The organism is Rhizobacter sp. P3_C12 (genome assembly GCF_056402735.1).
The window spans coordinates 1-552 of the sequence record NZ_JBFUGW010000660.1 but is presented as its reverse complement, the minus strand read 5'-3'; the positions used below and the strand labels follow the sequence as shown (position 1 = coordinate 552).

Below are 552 nucleotides of genomic sequence, written 5' to 3'. Positions count from 1 at the left end.
CTGCATCGGCACCGACGCGGCGCGCGACGGCCTCGACCCGCTGCGGCGTGTCGCCGGACAGCAGCACGCGGCGCCAGCCGGCCCGGCCGAGCGCGGTCATCGCGTCGACGGCGTCATCCCGCAGCCGCTCGTCGAACTCGATGCACAGCAAGGCCTGGCCAGCACCGCCGAACCAGAGGCGCAGCACGTCGTCGGCCGAGGGCTCGGCGCCGACCCAGTCGGCGGCACCGAGCCGCCATTCCACGCCGTCGCTGTCGCGCGCCGACAGGCCGCGGCCGGTGTGCTCGGCGACCTCCGACCAGGCGATGCCGTCGTGCGGCGCGAGCCCGGCCACCGCCTGCGACAGCGGATGGCGCGACCAGCGCGCGAGCGAGGCGGCGCGGTGCAGCAATGCGGCCTCGGCTTCGTTGGCGCCGGCCAGCAGCCGCACCGCACTGCAGCGCGGCTGCTCCTGCGTCAGCGTGCCGGTCTTGTCCAGGAACACCGTGTCGACGCGCGCCAGCACCTGCAGCGCGTCGAGCCGCTGCAGCAGCACGCCGCGCCGCGCCAGGC

1 protein-coding gene is annotated in these 552 nt (G+C 76.4%); it reads right to left on the bottom strand.

Going from position 1 to position 552, the window contains the following annotated elements:
• Positions 1–552 (bottom strand): HAD family hydrolase (locus AC1DXV_RS35230; protein WP_477938131.1); only part of this gene is annotated, 552 nt, incomplete at both ends.